Raw genomic sequence first — 20401 nt, forward strand, 5'->3', positions numbered from 1 at the left:
CGGATGACGGCGGTGAGCATGGGAATTCCCAGCCTGCCCGGTGTCGCACGCGCGCCGTCCGCCCTACCGCGTCCGCAGCACATGATGGTCGGCCGTCCGGACGTTCCGCACCTGCTGGACAGTTTCGGTCGCATCGCGCGGGACCTCCGCATCTCGGTCACCGAGAAGTGCTCGCTGCGATGCACCTACTGCATGCCGGCCGAGGGGCTGCCGAACCTGGAGTTCGAACAACTGCTCGCGGCGGAGGAGATCGCCCGCCTCGTCGGCATCGCCGATCGTCTTCTCGGTGTGCGGGAGGTGCGCTTCACCGGCGGCGAACCGCTGGTCCGCAAGGACATCGTGGACATCATCGCCCTGACTGCTGAGCACGCGCCCGGTGTCGAATTATCGATGACCACCAACGGGATCGGCCTCGAGCGCCGCGCGGAGCGTCTGCGCGCGGCGGGTCTGACGCGGGTCAACGTCTCCCTCGACACGGTCGACCGCAAACACTTCGCGTCGTTGACGCGGCGGGACCGTCTGCCCGCCGTGCTCGCCGGTATCGACGGGGCCCTGGCGGCCGGTCTGACGCCGGTCAAGATCAACGCCGTCCTCATGCGCGAGACTCTGCACGGCGCCCGGGACCTGGTGCAGTGGTGCCTGGACCGGGGTGTCGATCTGCGGTTCATCGAGCAGATGCCGCTCGACGCGGACCGGGAGTGGGCTCGTTCGACGATGGTGTCGGCGGCAGAACTGTTGGATGTGCTCGGGGGTCGGTTCACCCTGGAGGAGATCGGACGCACCGACCCGTCGGCACCGGCCGAGGAGTGGTCCGTGAACGGCGGCCCGGCCACGGTGGGAGTCATCGCCTCGGTCACCCGCTCGTTCTGCGCCGACTGCGATCGGACGCGGTTGACGGCGGAAGGGACCGTGCGGTCGTGCCTGTTCAGCGACTCCGAGACCGATCTGCGCGTGGCGTTGCGCGGGGGTGCGACCGACGAGGACATCGCCGACTTCTGGCGCGGAGCGATGTGGAACAAGTGGGCCGGGCACGGGATGGAGCGAGAAGACTTCGTGCCACCGGAACGCTCGATGGGCGCCATCGGTGGCTGAATCCGTGACTGTGAGCGTGCGGTACTTCGCAGGGGCCGCGGACGCCGCGGGCACCACGCAGGAGTCGTACGATCTGAGGGTCGGCGCGACCGTGGCGGACGTGAAGTCGGCGCTGCGTGGACGCCACGGGCACAAACTGGATCGTGTGCTGGACGTGGCGGTGTTCCTCATCGGCGACGAGATGGTCCGCGACGATGCCTACCCCGTAGGTTCCCGGATCGACGTCCTGCCGCCCTTCGCCGGCGGCTAGCTGTGTCGACCCGAGACTGCTGACCGGCTCACTCGACGCCGATCGTCACCTCGGTGGACTTGACGAACGCGGTTGCGTTCTGACCGACTTCGAGGCCGAGGTCTTCGGCCGCCTCTCGTGTGATCGAGGACGTGACGGTCTGGTCGCCGCCGTCGAGACGTACCTTCACGGTCGCCATCACGCTACCGAGAGTGACCTCGGTGATGGTGCCGACGAGCTGGTTGCGAGTGGACAGTCGCATGATGAATCCTCCTGTGAGAACGACGTTGTGACGAATTCGAGAAACGGGTTACTACCAACGGCGCAGGATCGCAACACGTGGCGCAGTGTCGATGCCGCGTGCCCGTGTTCACTGCGCCGGCGCAGTTACTCCGGAGTGTGCATCGCGTCCACGCGTGCGGGCACGTTCTTGTGCCAGGGGGTGGCCGAGTACTCGTCGCGGCGGGCAGCATCGGTCAACTCGTTGGGTGCCACACCCACGCGGGCCGAACCGGGAAGGTCGAGTCCGAACCCGTTCGGCAGGGCGATGTGGCCGGGCTGCATGGTGTCCGTGATCTCCACATGTGCCATCGCTGAACCCTTGGCAGTCGTGATCCGAACAGTGGAACCTTCGGAGAGACCGAGCTTCTCGGCATCGAAGGGGCAGATGCGCAAGGCGCCGTTTCCGCCCCGCTTGCGCCACGTGTCATCACGGAAGATTGTGTTCGCGGTGAACGCGCGTCGCTCGCCGGCGGAGAGAACGAACGGGAATTCGTCGCTGACATGGGACGGGTTCTTGCCCGTCAACGCCGTCAACGACTCCAGCAGGGGTGTGATGGCCAGCTGTATCGGTCGGTTCGCAGCGGGAACATAGTTCCACGCTCCACCGTCGAGATCGTCCACGGTGATCTCGACGCCTGATCTGGTCTCCAGGATCGCGGTGAACAGCGCCTCGGCGTTGCGATGGCCTGCTGCGCGGACCGAGTCGGGATGTTCGTGGAAGACTTTCTGGGACAACGCCCACATGACCGAGGCCGATGTCGCGCCGTTCGGGAGCGTGGGCCCCAGTGTCGCGTAGAGCAGGTATGCCGCGACCGGGACGGACCTCTTGTCCAGTCTTAGCAGCGCGAGAAAAACGGCGCCGTACACCTTGTGACCGAGCTTCAGCGCTCCGCGCAGCAGCGCGAGCCACCACGGTTCGATCAGCCCGAGAGCGTCGATCAGTCGTGCGTAGATCTCGGGTTCGGGCAAGGCGCCCGGCAGCGGGTCCAGAATCGGCGCCCGGAGCTGAAAACTGTTGCGTGGGAACTCCAGACTGAAGAAGGTTGCCTCCCACTTCTCGAACTGGCTGGACGCGGGCAGCACGTAATCTGCGCACCGTGCGGTCTCCGTCATGGCGACATCGATCACGAGGCTGAACTCGAGGTCCTCCATGGCTTGCCGGAAACTCGCCGAGTCGGCCATCGAATGCGCCGGGTTGGACGACTCGATCACCATCGCCCGGAATCTTGCGGGGTGATCGTTCGACACCTCCTCCGCGATGGCGTTTCCCGGAACCAGCCCGCCGAACATCGGAGTGCCGTGGACCGGTGTGTGCTTCACGTCCAGCGAGTAGTTCACCACCGGCGCCATCCACGAGTGATTGTGCATGGCACCACTTTTTGCGAAATTTCCGGTGATCAGCCAGATGAGCTTCTCGAGGTAGGACACCAAGGTGCTGTTGGGGCTCTGCTGCACTCCGAGATCCTCATACATCGAGACGCTCTCCGCTGTCCCGATGAGATGCGCCGCTCGTCTGATCGACGACTCGTCCACCCCACACGTCCGTGCGTACGCCGAGACGTCGAGTCCGCGGACAGCGGCCACGATCTGCTCGACACCGGCCGTGTGCTCACGGAGGAAGGCGTGGTCCATCATTCCGTCGTCGATGATGACGGCGAGAACGGCAGCGAGGCACCAGGCATCGGTTCCTGGCTTGACCTGGAGATGGAGGTCGGCGCGCTCCGCTGTGTCCGTGCGTACCGGGTCCAGAACGATCATCGACCTGTTCGGGTCCTTGCCGATCTCCTGCAACACGGTGCGCGCCCGAGCGACACCGTGAGACTGCCACGGATTCTTTCCGAGAAAGACGCTCACCTGCGCACGGTCGAAGTCGCCCACCGTGTGCCCACCGGTGAGGTGCGCGTCCACCCAGGCTTCACCGGTCTTCTCCTGAGCGATGGCGTTCGATCTGTACCTCGCGCCGAGTCCGCGCATCATGGCACCGGCGTACGCGCCACCCAGATGGTTTCCCTGTCCTCCACCCCCGCAGAAGAAGATGCTCTCGCCGCCGTGTTCGTCGCGCACGGCCCGCAGACGGTGTGCGATCTCGCTGATCGCCGTGTCCCAGTCGACCGGGCTGTAGGTGCCGTCGGTCTCACGTCGCATGGGGGTGTCCAGTCGAGACCCGCCGTTCTGGTAATGGTCCAGTCGAAGTGCTTTGTTGCACGTGTACCCCAGCGACTTGGGGTGCTCTTTGTCGCCACGTATCTTGGCGATACTCCGGCCCTCCATGGAGACAGTGATACCGCAGTTGTTCTCGCACAGAATGCATGCGGTCTTCTGCCAGCCGGGGCCGTTCTCGTCCGTCACGGTCGTCTCCAGTCGTTGTCTGTGATGAAGCACGGATCGTCGCCGTGCGTGATCGCCGGGGGTGGGTCTTCCCGGCCGGAATCGCCTCGAGCGGCGTCACCTGGCCCTGATTGCGAGTGTTGCTGGGACCGAGTGGCGACGACAAGAGGTGTGAGTACACGTTCACGTCGGAAATGCTGTGCACACGCACACATCACGCATTCCGGCGACTGCTGCTTCGAGATACGTTGTGCTGCTTTGGAATCTCTGTATTATGGAGGCGTACATAGAAGGGGATTTTCATGACTTACGTGGTGGCAGAGCCGTGCGTCGACGTTCTGGACAGGGCCTGCATCGAGGAGTGTCCGGTCGACTGCATGTATCAGGGTGACCGCATGCTGTACATCCATCCGGACGAATGCGTCGACTGCGGAGCGTGTGAACCTGTGTGTCCGGTGGAGGCAATCTTCTACGAGGAGGACGTTCCTGCGCAGTGGTCCGCGTACGTCTCGACCAACGTGGACTTCTTCGACATCATCGGATCACCGGGCGGCGCAGCAAAATTCGGTGCCACCGGCGTGGACACGGACCTCGTGTCCGCTGTCGTCGTCGGCTCACCTTCGCCGTGATGCCGTCGGCACCGAGCCTTCGGACGGTGGAGCAGCATCGAAGGATCATCGCCGGCCTGATCTCGCGCACGCCGACAGTGCTGACGCCGCTGGCGGCGGCAACGGGACTCGTCCTTGCCGAGGAGGTGAACGCGTCGATCCCGCTTCCGCCGTTCGACAACTCCGCTGTCGACGGATATGCGGTGCATGCCCAGGACGTGGCCGCCGCCGGATCGGACGCGCTGGTCCGGCTCCCGGTGTCCCACCTGATACCCGCAGGTCACCCGATACCGGAAGAGCTGCGCGCGGGAACGGTGGCGCGCATCATGACCGGCGCCCCGCTTCCTGCCGGGGCCGATGCGGTGGTGCCGGTGGAGGACGCTCGGTACGACGGCCTGCAGGTGGCGTTTCGTCGTCCCAGCACGCTCGGCGCGCACGTGCGGCGGACCGGCGAGGACGTCATGCCTCCCGAGCGGCTCTTCGGTGCGGGGACGGTCCTGACACCGTTGCGGATCGGACTACTGGCAGCGTCCGGCGTGGGGCAGGTTCTCGTGCATCGCCGAATCCGTGTCGCCGTGGTGTCGACCGGAGCCGAGATCGTCGACGCCTCCACTCCCCTGCGGCACGGTTCGATCCACGATGCGAACTCGGCACTCCTGTCTGCCGCAGTCGAAGACTGCGGGGCCGAACTCGTCGCGTGTGTCGCCGTGCCGGATTCGGTGGACCGGCTCAGCGCACACCTCGAAGACCTCGGAGCACGGGCGGACGTCGTCATCACCTCGGGCGGAGTCAGCGTGGGGGATCACGAGGTGGTCAAGCAGACGCTCACGCCCCACGGCGTACTCTTCGCCGGCGTGTCGATGTCGCCCGGGCGACCGCAGGGTGCCGGGACCGCCTTCGGTACGACCCTGCTGACGTTTCCGGGCAACCCCCTCGCGGCCTACGCCTCGTTCGAGATCTTCGCGCGGCCGATTCTCCGGCGCGCCATGGGTCTGGTGCCGGACAACCGTCCCACCGTGCGGATGCCGCTGGCCCACCCGATGGCCAGGAGGCCTGGCCGACACACGCTGGATCTCGCCGCCGAACGCCCTGACGGGTCGCTCGCCCTGCTCACCGGTTCGGGACGACACGGACTCGGGGCGGTGCGGGAGGCGCGCTGTCTCGTGGAGCTGGACGGCGAAGTTCCTTCGCTCGACGCCGGAGAGACGGTCACGGCGATTGTGCTCTGACCGGGGCGCCCGCGTCGGATCACCACCACGAGTGGAAGGAATCGTTCATGCTCGAGAGCAGCACAACCAGCGGATCGCAGAAGACGGACTGCCCGCCGTATCGACACACCTCTGCCGCTACGCACAGAACTGATTCAGCATCCGGCGTGAGCGACAGGCACCTGAGGCCAACGGTTCTCGCCCGGATCTCGAGCGACCCGATCGATCCCGCGGGGGTCTCCGACGCCGTGGCCGGTCCGGAACATGGTGCCGTGCTGGTGTTCTGGGGAGTCGTGCGCGACCACGACCACGACGAGTCGGTATCCGCACTCGAATACCGAGCCCACCCCGACGCCGTGAAGTTCCTCCGTCGCTGCTGCGAGGACGCGGCCGCGTCGTCCGGCCTGCCGGCAGCGGCCGTCCATCGCGTCGGCGACCTGACGATCGGCGACACTGCTCTCGTTGCCGCGGTCGCGTCCCCTCACCGCGCCGAGGCGTTCGCAGCGTTGCAGGCCTTGGTCGACCGGATCAAGACGGAGGTGCCCATCTGGAAGCGCCAGCAGTTCGCCGCCGGCACCAGCGAATGGGTGGGTCTCTGACGTGGCGCTCACACGGAGTCGCGCTCGACCACTCCCGCGACGTCGGGACCCACCTCGGGAACCTCGCGGCCATCCAGCAACGCGGTGACCACGTCGACGACGAAGCCGGCACTCGCCGCCACGTCCAGGGTCACCATAGTTAGGGCGGGGAACGCGAGAGCCGCTGCGGAAGAATCGTTCACGCCGATGACGGCCAGGTCTCTCGGCACCTCGAGGCCGGCGTCGCGCGCTCCGGCGAGAACGGCGAGCGCGGTCAACGCATCGTGCGCGCAGACGGCGGTGACCGGAGCCGGCCCCTCCCGCCACGTCGAGACAGCGTCGCCGGCGAGACCTCGATCGAGCGGAACACGCACGGCGACCGGGGCGGTCAGTCCCTTTTCGGCGCAGACACGTTCCAGCGCGCGCAGACGGAGCGTCGCAGCTGGGGACAAACGGTCGTCGTCGGGCACCGCGTAACCGAGCGTTCGATGGCCGGCTCGACGCAGCCGATCGACCTGCAGGCGGGCGATTCGATCCTCGCGAGGTCCGGTGACCCACCGACCGATGGCGTCGGGCCCGGTCAGCGAGGCCGTCACCCCGACACCATTGCGCCGCAGACGATCCGCGTCCGTGCCATCGAGCGTCCACGCAATGACCGCCGCGGGTGTCACCGCCGTCCAGGCCGAGCCGCCCGGAAGATCGGTGGACGGCACAGTCATCAAGGTCAGTCCGGTACGGCCGAAGTCGTGCGACAGATGCTCCACCAGTTCCCCGACGTCCGAGGACAAGGGAAGTGCCGGAGGAAGGATCATCAACACCACGTCGCTGCGCCCCCGGCTCAGAGCGCGTGCCTCCGCGAACGGCGCGTACGACAACCGTGCCGCTGCGTCGAGCACACGGCGACGCGTCTCCTCGGGGAGCACCTTGTGCGGAGCGTCGTTCAACACGAAGCTCACCGTCGTCCGCGAGACACCGGCCTCCCGCGCGACGTCGGCGCTCGTCGCACGCCGCCCGCGCCCGGCGCTCACCGCATCGTCCATGAGCTCATCCTGTCATCCGGCCTTGCGCGGCTGTAAGTCCGTCTCTACTCTGACATGCGGTAACACGCGTTACTGACACGGGTAACCACACCCCGAACGTCTGGAGTCGACCCATGACCCATCCCGTCGTATCCGAGATGACGGCGGAGGAGAAGGCGCACCTACTCAGCGGTCGAGACTTCTGGTCCACCCACTCGGTCGAGAGACTCGGCATCACGTCCGTGACGATGACCGACGGTCCGCACGGAGTCCGGTTGCAACGACGTTCCGATGAATCGGGCACGCCCGCGACCTGCTTCCCTCTGGCCGCAGCCGTGGGTGCGAGCTGGGATCCCGCCGTCGCGCGCGCGATCGGTGCGGCGATCGCGATCGAGGCGCGCGCGCAGGGCGTCGGCATCGTTCTGGGGCCGGGGGTGAACATCAAGCGATCACCGCTGTGCGGGCGGAACTTCGAGTACTACTCCGAGGATCCCCTGCTGTCCGGCGTCCTCGGCGCAGCCCACGTAGAGGGTCAGCAAGCGGAGGGAGTTGGGGCGTCGGTCAAGCACTTCGCGGCCAACAATCAGGAGACGGACCGCATGCAGATCAGTGCCGACGTCGACGAGAGGACGTTGCGCGAGATCTATCTCCCGGCCTTCGAGCGGGTGGTCACCGAGTCCGCTCCTGCCACCGTCATGGCCGCCTACAACAGGATCAACGGCACACCCGCATCGGCGAACACCTGGCTGCTGACGGACGTCCTCAGGGGCGAGTGGGGATTTCGGGGTGCGGTGGTCTCCGACTGGGGAGCGGTCGCCGATCCCGTCGCATCGGTCCGGGCGGGTCTCGACCTCCAGATGCCCGGAACCGGCGGCAGAAGTGCACGCCTGATACTCGATGCGCTGGCCGACGGGTCGCTCGACGAGACCGTCGTCGACAGGGCCGCCGCGCGTGTGCTCGAACTCGGTCGCGGCGCCGCGGAGATGGACGACCGCGACGTCGACTTCGCAGCTCATCATGCGCTGGCCAGAACTCTCGCCTCAGAATGCGCGGTACTCCTGACCAACGATGGCACTCTCCCACTGCACCAAGGCACCAGGATCGCGGTGATCGGCGAATTCGCCCGGACTCCCCGCTTCCAGGGCAGCGGAAGCTCACGCGTGGCAGCTGTCGATGTCGACGAGCCACTCGCCTGTCTGTGCGAACTCGCCTCGATGCGCGACTGCGACGTCACCTTCGCACCGGGATTCACTCTCGACGACGCCCCGTCGACCGAGGCGGCCACCGCACTCCGCGCGGAGGCCGTGGCTACCGCGAGCGCAGCAGAGGTCGCGGTGATCTTTGCCGGACTACCCGACACCGCCGAATCCGAAGGGTTCGATCGCTCGACGACGCTCCTGCCCGAGCAGCAATCTGCGCTGATCACCGCGGTGGCGGCCGCCGCACCTCGCACCGTCGTCGTACTCGCGCACGGCGGAGTGGTGACCATGGAGGAATGGCACGACGACGTTCACGCCGTCCTGGACGTGTCGTTGGCCGGCGAGGCCGCCGGTGGTGCGGTAGCCGACCTGCTGTTCGGCGTCGCGAACCCGTCGGGCCGACTGGCGGAGACCATCCCGGTACGCCTGTCGGACACTCCCTCCTACACCAACTTCCCCGGAGAACAGGGGCATGTCCGCTACGGCGAGGGTGTCATGGTCGGATATCGCTGGCACGAAACTGCGGAGCGCCCTGCTCGACACCCGTTCGGACACGGGCTGTCCTACACCACCTTCGGGGTCGACGACCTGACTGTCACAGCGGTCGGCGACGACAGTGCCACGGTGACGGTGACGGTCCGCAACACCGGCCGGCTGGCCGGTTCCGAGGTCGTGCAGATCTATGTCTCCACCACCGCCGGCCCCGTTCGCCGTCCCGTACGTGAGCTCCGGTCCTTCACGAAGATTCGCCTCGAACCGGGCGAGAGTCACCGAGTCGAGTTCTCGTTGTCGCGACGAGCGTTCGCGTACTGGGACATTCGTCGCCACGGCTGGGTAGTGGCGCCCGGTGACTACACCGTCCAGGTGTGCCGGGACGCTGCGACGGTGCTGACAGATCAGGTCGTCACTCTCACCGGCGACCACACCGCGGCAGCACTGACTCTGCAGTCCACTGTCGAGACCTGGACGACGCACCCGCAGATCGGACCCGAGTTGCTCGAGTTGCTTGCACAGGTGCCACCCGATCGTGGACTCCCCGAGATCACACCCGAACTGCTCCGCATGGTCGGCTCCATGCCGATGCAGAAGATCGTCGACATGCTCGGCGACGTCCTACCGGCCCCGGTACTCGACGAGATGATGACACGCACCGAGACGGAGGCATGATGACCGACAGAGCGAGCGTCGTGATGCGCACTGCGGGATCGCTGGCCGGGATGCGCGCACGACGGCGAGAGGGCAGGCCCGTCGACCTCGACGCGGAGAGACGCAGTATCGACAGGATCACGGGTCTCCTGAGAGCCCCGCGGGGTGTGAACGTCACCTCGGAGCATCGCGGAGGAGTACCCGTCGTACGCCTGTCCTCCGGCGCAGCGCAGAGCGGTGTCGTGCTGTACCTGCACGGAGGTGCCTACGTACTCGGGGACGCCCGGCAAGGCCTCACCGTCGGATTCCTCGCCGCTCGCGGCGGTCTGGACGTGGTGAGTGTCGACTATCGGCTCGCACCCGAACACCCCTGTCCTGCAGCGGTGGACGACGCCCTGTCCGTCTACGAGGACCTCGTGGTATCCGTCGGGGCGCGGAACGTGATCGTCGTAGGCGAATCCGCAGGCGGTGGACTGGCACTGCTGATGCTGCAACGGGCCAGGAACCGCGGTGTGGTTATGCCGGCCGGTCTGGCCGTGGCCTTTCCCTGGGCCGACCTGACCATGAGCGGTGCCAGCATCGTCGGCAACAGTGGCCGAGACATGCTCACCCGATCCGAACTCGTCCGCGAGGCAGCGTGGTTCGCCGGCGAACGCGATCTCCACGACCCGGCAGTGTCCCCGATCCACGGATCGTTCAGGACGTTCCCACCCACCATGATCTCGGTCGGTACGCGAGACCTCCTGCTCGACGACTCGCGCGCGGTCACCCGCGCCATGCGTTCCGACGGCGTCGACGTCGATCTGGTCGAATACCCCGGCGCACTACACGGATTCACCGCTCTGCCGTCACCCGAACAACGGCGTCATAGACGCCACCTGCTCGCTTTCGTATCGACACACTTGCCCGCACCATCCGACAGCACAGGAGCAGCCACGGCCGTCGCCGACACACCCCCCGGCAGGCGCCGTTACGCCGCTCTCGGTCACGTGGTGCGCGTGATCACCCATCTCCCGGGACCGATTCGAGAGCGGTTGTTGGACAGCATGACCGGCTCCATCACCGGCGATCTGCCACCGGTCCCCGATCTGGTCCGTCTACTCGACGCGGCGGGCGGCATGCCGAACGGGAAAAGATGGAAGAACAGGCTCCTCGCGAGCGAACCGCACCTGAAGACCGTGCGTACGAGGGACCTCGTCGCCGACACCGGCGGTCGGTTACGCGCGCGCCTCTACCTTCCGCCCGCGGGTGGGCCCGAGGCGACCGCGGCGTTCGTCTGGGTCCACGGCGGCGCCTTCCTGGTGGGCGGCCTCGATCAGGAGGAAGCGCACTGGCCCGCCATCGAACTCGCTGCCTCCGGTATCCCCGTCCTGTCCGTCGACTACCGCATGTGCCTAGGCGGCGTGAGCTACCCCGCGCCGCAGGACGACGTGCTCACCGCATGGAGATGGGCGGTCGCTCACGCTGACGAGATCGGTGTCGACCCCACCGCACTGCACCTCGGCGGGGGCAGCGCGGGCGCCTGCCTCGTCGCCGGCGCGACCCTGCGACTGCGAGACGCCGGAGAACCTCTCCCCGCATCCCTGTACTTGGGGTATCCAGTTCTGCAGGCGCATCTTCCGCCGCCCACTCCCGACATGGCCGAGGCGATGGCGGCCCACGACATCATCGATGACGCGTGGGTCGAGGCCATGGTGCGGCACTGGGCCGGTTCGACGCCGATCGACTCTCCCTACGTGTCACCGGGGCTGGCAGACGTGCGTGGACTTCCGCCGACCTACGTCATGAGCTGCGGGCTGGACAGCCTGCGGCGCGCCAGCGAACCGTTCGCGGCGCGCCTGCGGGAGAACGGTGTACCCGTTCAGCACGACGTGTTCGGCGAATCCGAACACGCGCCGCTCGACCGGCCCGGCACACCCGACGGGATCCGAGCCGTGAAGCGTCTCCGAGAGTGGTTGGTGGGCGGCTACAGCGACCTGCGGGATTGAGCGTCGGCAGGGCAAGGGCCGCTGCCGACCCCCGGAGGAGCTCGGATCGGAGCACCTCGGCGTGGAGCCCTGCCGCTGGCTCTACCGGCCTACACCAGCTCTGACGGTCTGTTTACACAATGTGCAGTGGTGCTGATTGCTGCCGGGCGGTCTCGCCGTCAAGACTCGGCACGCCTCCATCGCCGTGTCAGCTGATCTGGTCATATCCTCCGACACTTTGTGACATTGCAAAAAAATTGCAGTCGTCAATCAGAGTTTCGCCGACCACCATCAACACCTGAGCCGAACCCACTGGGATGACTCACAGTCGAAGGACTTCCATGATCCGTCGTTTCCGCATTCTCGCGGCCGCCATCGCTGTCGCGGCCGCCATGACCGGCTCCCTCGTCGCACCCACTGCCATTGCCTCGGCGGACCCTGTCCAGTCGACAGCGCAAACCAAATACTTCAACACACACATCCGCGTAGCCGACGGACCGCAGGGCTCCCCGCGGTGCTACCGCAACGCTAGGTTCAGCTACGAAGGAAGTCGTTGCGAGGACTCGGGGTTCTACGACGCCGGGCACACCGCCGGGTTCAACAACATCGATGGCCGCGTGTACTACGGCGGGTACCCCGGCGGCACGGAGCTGGTGTTCACGACCAAGGCCGGGTCGGTGGTCAAGGGCACCATTCCAAGCCGCGGATCCGGCGACTTCACCATCACCGAGTTCAACGTCCCCGAATTCGGAACCTTGGCACGCCCTGGACAGAAGTTGTTCTTGAAAGTCGACGGCGACGGCCCCGGCCTGACCGGCGATGCGTGGCAGGACTTCTACCTCAGCGGCAACCTCGACATCGTCTCTCCCCCCACCGGCGGTAACGGCGGCCTTTTCGGTGACTTCTTCGACGATCTGTCCGGCATCTTCGGCAGCTGAGCCAGTACCAACTGCGAATACCCCCTACCCCTCCGCGGGGTAGGGGGTATTCGCGCCACCACCGATGAGCACCAGGAGAACTTCATGCAAGCCCCAGCGGGACGGCGACATTCACCACCACGTGCACTGGTGTCCATGACCATTCTGGCAGCGGCGCTGCTCGCCGCAGCATGCTCTGCCGACTCCGAGGATCGCGCCGGGTTCGTACCCGTACCCACCCGTACTGCGCAACCCGCATCATCGTCGCCGACGCCCGGGTCTGCGATCGAGGTCGCCGACTTCACCGTCCTGCCCACCTTCGGATGCCTGGACGAAACACCACCCCGTGCACTCGTCACAGTGGGGTGGACCGCCCCCTCTGCCACCGCTGTCGAAATCACCCTCGACGGACGCGTCCTCCCCGCCGGCATCGAAGACCGACTGCCCTATCAAGTTCCGGCCGGAGGGCCGACCGGCATAGGCGCCTCCGTCGTATTCGCCTGCGACGGTGCACCCGGCCACACCATCGACGTCACCTGGACCGCGGACGGCGTCGACCCCGTCACCCGCACCGCCACCATCACCAAGGAGCCCACCGATGGCTGACCCGGCATCCGCGCGTAGTGCCTTGAACCGTCGACAATTCCTCGGCGCCGCCACAGCACTCCTCGGGCTACCCCTCCTCGCCGGCACCACCCTCACCGCCTGCGCATCCGAACCGGACGCCGACGCCATCACGTGGTTCGAACCCGAGGTACGGCGCAGCAATGGTGGCACTCTGTCCACCCAGCTACGAGTGGCCGACAGCGATGTGGCACTCGGCGGCAGCAGGATTCGAGCCGTCACCTACGAGGGCACCTACCCCGGCCCCACCCTCGACGTGCGCCCCGGCGACCGCATCGAGGTCGCGCTGATCAACGACATCGACGAAGCCACCAATCTCCACACCCACGGCTGGCATGTCTCGCCGAAGCAACCCAGCGACGACGTCCTGCTGGCTATCGAACCCGGCGACACTTTCGACTACGCCTACGATCTCCCGGCCGACCATTCCGCCGGCACGTTCTGGTATCACTCGCACCAGCACACCCTCAGCGACACACAGGTTTTCGGCGGCCTGTTCGGAGCACTCGTCGTGCGCGGCGAACTCGACGACCTTCCCGGCGTCGCCGACCGCCCCGAGCGCCTTCTGGTGATCAGCCAGACCCAGATCATCGACGGTGAGATGGTCCCCGGTGACAAGAGCTCGAACGACCTACAACAAACCCTGATCAACGGTACCTACCAACCCACCACCGACATCGCGCCCGGGGAAATTCAACGCTGGCGCATCATCAACGCCAGCTCGCTGTTCCTCCGCCTGCAACTCGACGGCCACCGCATGCACATGCTGGCCGTCGACGGGGATGCACTCACCTCCGTCACCAGCCACGACATCATCGAAGTCATTCCCGGCGGACGCGCCGACGTCCTCATCGAAGGCGCCAACACCGGCACCTACCAACTCCGCTCACTGAGCTGGGAAGAATTCGGCCCCTACTACTCTTCTATGGTCCCCGCGCCGATGCCGCTGATGAACCTCGTCTCCCGCGGCGGCACCCAGCAGCCCGCGTCTCTGCCTACGACACTTCTGCCGTTCGACGACCTTCGCACCGCCACCATCGACCGCCGTCGGGAATTCGTCTTCGAAGAACTCGAACCCCGCGGCACCGGCGACATGGGCCACTTCATGTATTACATCAACGGCACCACCTTCGATCACCACGTCGTCAACGAGACGATGATCCTCGGCGACACCGAGGAATGGCACTTCGTCAACCGAACCTACGAACCGCATCCGGTTCACATCCACGTCAACGACTTCCAGGTTGTCGCCATCAACGACGAACCCGTCGACCAACAGCATTACCGCGACACCGCGATGCTCCCACCGTTCGGATCACTCACCATTCGTCACAGATTCGAGGACTTCACCGGCCAGTTCGTGATGCACTGCCACATCCTCTTCCACGAGGATCACGGCATGATGCAACTCCTCGAAGTCGTCGAGCGTCCGGCATGACCGGCTCGAGTCCCACCCGCCGGGCCCCCGCCGTCGTCCTGCAGGTGATCGTCGGCATCGTGCTCGGGCCCGTCGTCGCCTGGGTCCTGATCAACGCGCTCCCCATCAGCTCCGGGCGCGCTTCGGTCATCGCCGCCGCCGGCATCGCCCTTGTCGTCGCAGCGGTCCTCTGGACTTCGGTGCGACGAGTTCGGCCCATGACCATCGCCTTCGCCGTTGCTGCGGCAGCGACGTGCCTGCTCGTCGGCCTCGTCGTCGCATCATGATCCCCTCTCCCGAAAGGTCTCCGATGACGACAATCGCAGTAGGTCGACGTCCCCTGCGGCGCGCGTTCCTCGGTGCGCTGGCCGTGCTGGCAACCTCGACGCTGGCCACTGCACCCGCGTCAGCCTCTCCGGTGAGCGACATACTCGACGGCATCGACTTCGGATCGTCCGGTTTCGGCTCTCCCACCGACCCACCGGGATCCACCGCAGGCTTCAGCTACCCCGTCACCTTCAGGTACACGGGCAGCGTTCCTTTCACGTCAGCGCAGTTCGAGTTCGGTTATCCGGGGGCGTACAACAGCTGCGTGTTTCTGTCATCCGAAGGGTTCTTCGAGCAGCAGGACGCGTTCCCCAGCACCAGGACGGCAACCTTCACCTTCCGTAAGAGCGGAAGCTGCTCGACGGCCACCGGAAACTTCCGTCTCACTCTGCGGTCGGAGGGCAGTCGTGATCGGTACACCGGCAACTTCCAGGTGGTCATGTTCGCCCCGTCGAGCGGCAACCCCACCACGACCGCCTGGACGCGATGCGCCGGGGAGCCCGACTACATCGTGCCCGGCTACACCGGTATCCGTATGGGCTGCACCGCCGACGGCGTGCGCGGCGCTGACAGCGCTACCGTCGTCTACTCCTGATCACTGCTCGCACGGCACCTGCATGTCGTCGATTCTGTCGAGCAGTGCGGTGGCACCGCAGTGGTACGCGATCGAACGCGCCGCCTGCAAGTGTTCGGGGTCGATCTCTCGTCCGGACGCGATGTCGATCTGCGCCGCCAGAAGGAGACTCTCGGCCTCCCATACGCGGAACCCTCGCTGCCCATGAAGTTCTCGGGCTTTCACGACATGGCTCCGGGCCTCGTCCCACCGTCTCAGCGCCATGCAGACGTGCGCCAGATGGTGATCGACGACCCCTAGGACACCGGGAGTCAGCACGATGGTGTGCTCTGCGTAAGGGGCCAGCAGATCGAGTGCCTCCTCACAGACCGAGGTGACGCGTGTCAAGGCGGCCGCCCGCGCGGCCAGCACGACGGTGGCGAGCCACAGGATGCCGTCGGGAACTGCACTGAGGCGCCCATAGGCGAACCACCCCACGATATCTCGGGCACCATCGACATCGCCTATGTCGAACAGCGACAGTGCGATAGCGCCTCGGTAGGCAGGAATGGCGTCGAACTTCGGTGCCATGTCTTCCCTCATGGCGGCTATCTCACCGAGGCCGCCGCGGAACATACGCAACTGGAGCAGTGCAGTCTTGTCTCGACCCCATGTGTGGAGACCCATCGGGGCGGGTGGAGGTTCGCGGACGGCGTCGTCGAAAATGGTCTCCGCGCGACCCAGATCGCCGGCGGTCACGAGGAGACCGACGCGCATGTAGTGCACCGTCCACGACGCCTCCGTGTCGATCGCCAGGCGGGAGGCGGACACCATATCCAGGGCATCACCAGCTGCGTGGGTGTCCCCCATTTCCAGGTGGGCTCTGGCGAGAGTGACTGCCAGCGATGGGTCGAGGGGACGCTGCTCGGTATCGACGAGCATCTGCAATTCCGCCACAGCAGCTCGGCGCTCGTCGCGATATGCAGGCACGCGAAGTCCCGTGAGCACGGCGCGGAGGGCGTGCATCAGCGCGCCGCGGTCGGTGGACCGGCCGATCTGCATTGCCCGCGCCAGCTGTGCGGCTCGGCGTGACCAGCCCGAGGACGTCCAGGTCATCTCCTCGGTGGTCTGCGTCAGCAGTTCCGCGACCGCCGCGGTCGTACCGCGCCCGGCGCGCTCGAGGGCGTCGAGGCCCGCGTAGAGGTGGCTCAGCCGCGTCGAATCCGGTTCGTACAATTGGAACAGCGCGATGCCGTCGATCACGTCGGAGGTCAGGGCATCGACGAGTAGGTCGAGATCGCCCAGACGGTGGGCCATGTCGACGGCCTCGAACAGTGTGGCGCGGTACTCACGATCCAATGCCCGCCGCTGCGCCCGCCCCCGTCCGATGAGAAGCTCGCACCGGGTGCGGGTGTGCCCACGAGGAATCGACGCGGCCAACGCGCGACGGTAGAACTCGGCGGCATCTTCGTATGCCGCAACGGCATACGACCGGTCCCCCGCACGGCGGAGGAAGTCGGCGGACGCCGCGCGATCCGCGTCCAGCCCGCGCTCGAGGTGATCCGCCACTCGTGCCAGCTGGTCGACTGTCGAGGTGGCACCCACCGCGATCAGGGCCACGGCGAGCGCGGAATGGACCGCGGCACGTGTTGTCCCGGAGACGGTTCCGTCGACGACATCGACGATCAGCGCGTGGCGCATCGTCAACGCGTTCTCGACAGCGCCGACCAGGCCCGCATCCATCAGCTCGTCCAAGGCTGCGACGAATTGCAGATCGGTGCAATCGACGGCGTGTCGAACCACCTCGCGGGCAGTGTTCGACCCGGCGATGGCGCAGGCGGTGACAATGTCTCTCGCCGTGGATGTCAGCCGATTCAGCAACCAGAGCACTGCGTCGTCGACGGACGACGGAGACGGCCCGTCGGGGTCTCGGCGACGCGCGTCGAGCACCGCCTCGACCAGAATCGGCAACCCCGATGTCCACCCGTGCAGCCACAGAGGGTCCAGGTCACTGCCGACGCGCCGCACCCACTCGGCGACGTCTTCCACAGCGAGAGCGGAGACACCGACAGACGTCACCTCGGACGGAGGAAGCGCCGAGCGCAGCGCGTCGGTGCTGCTGTGACTGCGGCCGGCGCCGCGCACGGTCACCACCACGCACAGTCGTCGGTGGGCGGCAGAATGCAACAGATACCGCAGAACCGACAGCGTTGCGGGCGATGCCCACTGCAGGTCGTCGACGACGAATACCGTCACCGGACCTCGGTCGGGCCCGGTCAGCCAATGCTCTACCGCAGCCACCAGCATCGAGCGGTGGTCTGCTTCCGGCCCCTCCGCCGACCACTTCTCCGAGCCACCCCATCCGGTAGTCAACATCGACAGAATCGTCTGTCCTGCACTTTCACCTTGCCCCGTCGACGGGGAACCACCCGTATGAGGGTCGGATTCCCGCACGAACGCATCGATGAACGGTTCGAACGGAATCAGAGCGTTCATACTGCACCGCCCCACCAACACATCGGCTCCGGTGACAGCCGCGCGGCGGACAGCTTCGGCGACCAATGTCGTCTTTCCCGCACCCGCGTCACCGGCGACGACGACCAACTGTGCCCGACCCGCCGACGCGGCCGTTATCGCATTCTCGATCATGCGAAGTTCTCGTTCGACCCCCACCACGACGGTCCCCGGACCATTCGCATCCAACCGACGGGACACGGCCACTGCAGCCGCATCCGAGCCGGCGAGTTCTCCCGCTTCGGGCCCATCAGGGACCACATCGACGGGTGCCAGGGAGACAGGCACCGGGTCGACCAGCAGCTCCGAGAACACGGCCTGTGTCTCCGCCGACATCTCGACACCGAGCTCGTTCGCCAGCACGGTACGACACTGTTGCGCCACACCCAGTGCCCGAGCTCTGTTCCCGAGCGCAGCGTGGGAACGCATTGCTACCCGATACGCCTCCTCGCAGAACGGATCCGCCTCCAGCAGCTCCTGCGACCTCCGTAGCGCATGGTCGTGGCGCCCGAGCTCCGCTGCCGCGACTGCATCGACTTCCAGCGCGCGCAATCGAATCCGGTCGAACACGCCGCGAACCTCGTCCGCCCACGGACTGTGCAGACCTTCGAGCGCCGGCGCGGCGAGCAGCCCCAACAGTCGAGAGGCCCGATGCGCACGATCGAGCGCAGCACTGTCCTCGCTGACTTCGAGATGTCGCCGAGCGAGGTCCAGGTCGACCTGCACCGACGGAGCCAACGACAGAAGAAGTGCCCCGGACCTACTGGTAAGAGTCGACCCGGCAAGAACGTCGGACTCGGTGAGCAGTTGGCGGACCTTGGAGATGACACTTCGCAGAGCTGCGGCCCAGGTGGTCGGGCGATCCTTCGACCAGACAGCAGTCGCCAGTTCTCCGTAGAGGACGGCTCGCCCGTTGTTCATGGCGAGGTATGCGAACACGGTCGCGCACCGCGGACCACCGAACGCGCGCACGTCGACAACACCTGAAATCCCCTGAACCCGAGGCGAACCGATCAGCCTGATCGCGGCGGTTTCCGAAAGGTGCACGTCCGAGAAACTATCGCACACAGCGCTGCGCGGTGTCCCAACTCGGCACCACACGGTGCGCACCGACGCCCGCGCTCGCGGTGCTCGATCGCAGCGCCCGGTGCTGTCCACATTATCGGGAGCAGACAATGTTTCCAGGCTGCCGCGGACAGTCCACCGCTGTTTCAGTTGCTTGAATCATGCCCCCGATGTTCGAGGCCGGTTGTCGCAACGGGTCCGGGTTCCGGGGGTGCGCCACGTGCCGGTGTGACCTGGACGGCCTCACTGTCACCCGACCGAGTCGAAGCAGCCGTCAGCAGCAGTCATTACTTGGCCAGCCACATAATTGTGCTAACGTGTGGCTAGCCAAATAAATGAGGAGACTTCGTGAAAGCCATCCAGTTCGATCGATTCGGTACCACCGCAGAACTGCACCTTGCAGACATCGAGATCCCGCAGCCCGGCCCCGGCCAGGTGCGCGTCGAAGTGCGGGCCGCAGGGGTCAACGCCCTCGACGGCAAGATCCGTTCGGGCCAGATGTCCGGCGCCATCACCACCTCGCTGCCGTCGACACCCGGGTTCGAGGTCGCCGGCATAGTCGACGCCGTCGGTCCGGACGTGAACGACATCGTCGTCGGAGACGAGGTGTTCGGTTGGTCGGACACCGGGAGCTATGCCGAGTACGCCCTCGCCGGCAACTCCGCTGTGGCGATCAAACCCGCCGACCTCTCCTGGGAACAGGCGGTGGCGCTGCCTATCGCCGGAGCGACCGCCGAGCGGGTTCTCGATCTACTCGAAGTCGCTGCGGGCGAGACGGTTCTGCTGCACGGTGCCTCCGGGGCGGTGGGCACCATCGCCATCCAGCTCGCCACGGCGCGCGGTGCCCGAGTGATCGCGACCGCCGGGCCGGCGAACCAGGACTACATCACCTCACTCGGCGCAGTCGCCACTGAGTACGGGGAGGGCCTCGTCGACCGGGTGAAGGCCTTGGCCCCCTACGGCGTCGACGCGGTGTTCGACCTGGCGGGCAGAGGTGCGCTCGACGACTCGATCGCACTTCGCGGCGGGACCGAGCGGATCGCCACCATCGCGGACTTCCGCGCCCGCGAGCTCGGTATCCCGTTCGTGAGCGGCCCCACTCCGCGCTCGCCGAAACGCCTGCGCGAGCTGGCCCGTGACGCAGCCGCCGGCACTCTCGTCACCACCGTCAACACCTATCCGCTCGAGCAGGCCGCTGCCGCCCAGGACACGAGCGATGCGGGCCACTCCCGCGGCAAGCTCGCTCTGACAATCGACTGACCTCGCCACGCTCCGAGCGGCCTCGACCCGCTCCCCCGATGGCACACCCCCACCACACGTCAGGAAAT

General features: G+C 66.4%; 17 protein-coding genes. 13 read left to right on the forward strand and 4 right to left on the reverse strand.

All coding sequences use genetic code 11. The annotated features are described in order from the left end of the window. Positions 1–3 precede the first annotated feature (3 nt). Together moaA and ASG64_RS05660 are read left to right on the forward strand one after the other, a co-directional pair. Entirely contained in the window at positions 4–1092 is a 1089-nt protein-coding gene (gene moaA, locus ASG64_RS05655; RefSeq protein WP_056070809.1) for a GTP 3',8-cyclase MoaA, read from the forward strand. After that, positions 1085–1342 (forward strand): MoaD/ThiS family protein, encoded by a 258-nt coding sequence (locus ASG64_RS05660; RefSeq protein WP_235579495.1) that lies wholly within the window; start codon positions 1085–1087, stop codon positions 1340–1342. Before moaA ends, ASG64_RS05660 begins: the two co-directional genes overlap by 8 nt. Positions 1343–1370: 28 nt before the next feature. Here ASG64_RS05660 and ASG64_RS05665 read toward each other — a convergent pair whose 3' ends face one another. Next, on the reverse strand, positions 1371–1583 hold the full coding sequence (locus ASG64_RS05665) for a TOBE domain-containing protein (protein WP_056070812.1): 213 nt from the start codon (positions 1581–1583) through the stop codon (positions 1371–1373). Between the two features lie 125 nt (positions 1584–1708). Further along, a complete protein-coding gene (locus ASG64_RS05670; RefSeq protein WP_056070816.1) occupies positions 1709–3952 on the reverse strand; it encodes a molybdopterin-dependent oxidoreductase in 2244 nt (747 codons plus the stop codon). A 281-nt stretch (positions 3953–4233) separates the two neighbouring features. On the opposite strand from ASG64_RS05670, the gene fdxA reads away from it, so the two are divergent. The 3 genes from fdxA to ASG64_RS05685 all read left to right on the forward strand — a co-directional run bounded on the left by fdxA (position 4234) and on the right by ASG64_RS05685 (position 6346). Then, complete coding sequence (gene fdxA, locus ASG64_RS05675) at positions 4234–4560, forward strand: ferredoxin (protein WP_056070820.1); 327 nt, start codon at positions 4234–4236, stop codon at positions 4558–4560. 26 nt (positions 4561–4586) lie between these two features. Next, positions 4587–5768, forward strand: a complete 1182-nt coding sequence (locus tag ASG64_RS05680) for a molybdopterin molybdotransferase MoeA (protein ID WP_162245360.1) — start codon at positions 4587–4589, stop codon at positions 5766–5768. 146 nt (positions 5769–5914) lie between these two features. Then, complete coding sequence (locus ASG64_RS05685; protein WP_235579496.1) at positions 5915–6346, forward strand: molybdenum cofactor biosynthesis protein MoaE; 432 nt, start codon at positions 5915–5917, stop codon at positions 6344–6346. Between the two features lie 8 nt (positions 6347–6354). Here the strand turns inward: ASG64_RS05685 and ASG64_RS05690 are convergent, their stop codons facing one another. Then, entirely contained in the window at positions 6355–7365 is a 1011-nt protein-coding gene (locus ASG64_RS05690) for a LacI family DNA-binding transcriptional regulator (protein ID WP_042574365.1), read from the reverse strand. Positions 7366–7478: 113 nt separating this feature from the next. Here ASG64_RS05690 and ASG64_RS05695 point away from each other — a divergent pair, with 113 nt between their 5' ends. From ASG64_RS05695 to ASG64_RS05725, 7 genes are all read left to right on the forward strand, one after another. Continuing rightward, the gene (locus tag ASG64_RS05695) at positions 7479–9710 is read left to right on the forward strand and encodes a glycoside hydrolase family 3 C-terminal domain-containing protein (protein WP_056070824.1); all 2232 of its coding nucleotides are present in this window, start codon (positions 7479–7481) and stop codon (positions 9708–9710) included. Next, entirely contained in the window at positions 9710–11677 is a 1968-nt protein-coding gene (locus ASG64_RS05700; RefSeq protein WP_056070826.1) for an alpha/beta hydrolase fold domain-containing protein, read from the forward strand. Before ASG64_RS05695 ends, ASG64_RS05700 begins: the two co-directional genes overlap by 1 nt. 320 nt (positions 11678–11997) lie before the next feature. Continuing rightward, positions 11998–12594, forward strand: a complete 597-nt coding sequence (locus ASG64_RS05705; RefSeq protein ID WP_056070828.1) for a hypothetical protein — start codon at positions 11998–12000, stop codon at positions 12592–12594. A gap of 135 nt (positions 12595–12729) precedes the next feature. Beyond that, positions 12730–13179, forward strand: a complete 450-nt coding sequence (locus tag ASG64_RS05710; protein WP_156388258.1) for a hypothetical protein — start codon at positions 12730–12732, stop codon at positions 13177–13179. Continuing rightward, positions 13172–14635 carry a multicopper oxidase family protein gene (locus ASG64_RS05715; RefSeq protein WP_082518102.1) on the forward strand — a complete coding sequence of 488 codons (1464 nt, stop codon included), beginning with the start codon at positions 13172–13174 and terminating at the stop codon, positions 14633–14635. The genes ASG64_RS05710 and ASG64_RS05715 overlap by 8 nt, the downstream gene beginning before the upstream one ends. Beyond that, the gene (locus ASG64_RS05720; protein ID WP_056070838.1) at positions 14632–14901 is read left to right on the forward strand and encodes a hypothetical protein; all 270 of its coding nucleotides are present in this window, start codon (positions 14632–14634) and stop codon (positions 14899–14901) included. Before ASG64_RS05715 ends, ASG64_RS05720 begins: the two co-directional genes overlap by 4 nt. A 23-nt stretch (positions 14902–14924) precedes the next feature. After that, positions 14925–15536, forward strand: a complete 612-nt coding sequence (locus tag ASG64_RS05725) for a hypothetical protein (protein ID WP_056070841.1) — start codon at positions 14925–14927, stop codon at positions 15534–15536. Here the strand turns inward: ASG64_RS05725 and ASG64_RS05730 are convergent, their stop codons facing one another. Further along, positions 15537–18980, reverse strand: coding sequence for an AAA family ATPase (locus ASG64_RS05730; protein ID WP_056070844.1), 3444 nt, complete (start codon positions 18978–18980; stop codon positions 15537–15539). Between the two features lie 441 nt (positions 18981–19421). Here ASG64_RS05730 and ASG64_RS05735 point away from each other — a divergent pair, with 441 nt between their 5' ends. Beyond that, positions 19422–20333 carry an NADP-dependent oxidoreductase gene (locus ASG64_RS05735; RefSeq protein WP_056070847.1) on the forward strand — a complete coding sequence of 304 codons (912 nt, stop codon included), beginning with the start codon at positions 19422–19424 and terminating at the stop codon, positions 20331–20333. The last annotated feature ends 68 nt before the right edge of the window (positions 20334–20401 follow it).

Origin of the sequence: Rhodococcus sp. Leaf247 (assembly GCF_001426185.1) — a bacterium.
In the GTDB taxonomy this organism is placed as follows: Bacteria; Actinomycetota; Actinomycetes; order Mycobacteriales; family Mycobacteriaceae; genus Rhodococcoides.